General features: G+C 33.7%; 1 pseudogene. It reads right to left on the reverse strand.

Annotation, left to right across the window (positions count from 1 at the left end):
- Positions 1-773: pseudogene (gene istA / locus ABHN01_RS25900) on the reverse strand (IS21-like element IS232 family transposase); the annotation flags it as partial.
- Positions 774-864: the final 91 nt, after the last annotated feature.

Raw genomic sequence — 864 nt, forward strand, 5'->3', positions numbered from 1 at the left:
GTATTTGGTCGCCCTGCGATACAAGGTTGTACCTTAAATCCAAAATCTTGAGCGAATTGGGCAAACTTATTGTTAATCGTTCCTGTAAAGTGTTCTGTTCGAGCTTCATCCATTACCGTCTTCATATTATCCGTGACAATTACCTTCGGTACACCACCAAACATTTCAAATGCCTCTGTCATAAATGACATTAAAACACTTTGTGATTTTGAAATATTCAAATGAAAAACTTTAAATCTCGAGTAGGACAATAAAAGTACAGCTACATTCACATATACGATTTCGCCACTTTTGGTTTCAAATCGTATGCTTTCTTTCCAATCTAATTGAGCTTGTTCTCCTGGAGGTGTCTCATAACGGACACCCACTGAATGACCTGATAAAATACGCTTCCCCTCATCAAAATATGTTCTAAATTCAGGCTTTCTATTAATATAAGCACGAAATGCAGACTGTGAACATTTTAAACCGTGATTGTCTGTTAGATACTGCCATAACACTCGTTTGTAGTAGAAGATTTGTTTAGAATCACTAGATAAAAGAGCTGCAATCACTTCATAATATGTATCGATTTTCGATGTTTTATTTTTTGTCCCTTTTGGTGTAAAACCATTCAAATACTTATCTATGGTACGCCGATCCACATTCAATTCTCTGGCTAATTGACTTTTATTTATCTTCATTTTTAAGTTCCCCATTAGTTTTTTAAAATTTGGTAAGTCTGAAAGACTTTTAACCTCAAATTCTGTTTGAATATCTAGCTTAATATACATACTAACCACCTCAGAGTCAGTATGGAGAATCCAATTGAAAATGTACATATTTATTCAAGCGTTAATGTACATATTTAAGTTAGCATTTATA

The sequence above is a fragment of the Fictibacillus sp. NRS-1165 genome (genome assembly GCF_050468105.1).
GTDB lineage: Bacteria > Bacillota > Bacilli > Bacillales > Fictibacillaceae > Fictibacillus_C > Fictibacillus_C terrinigri.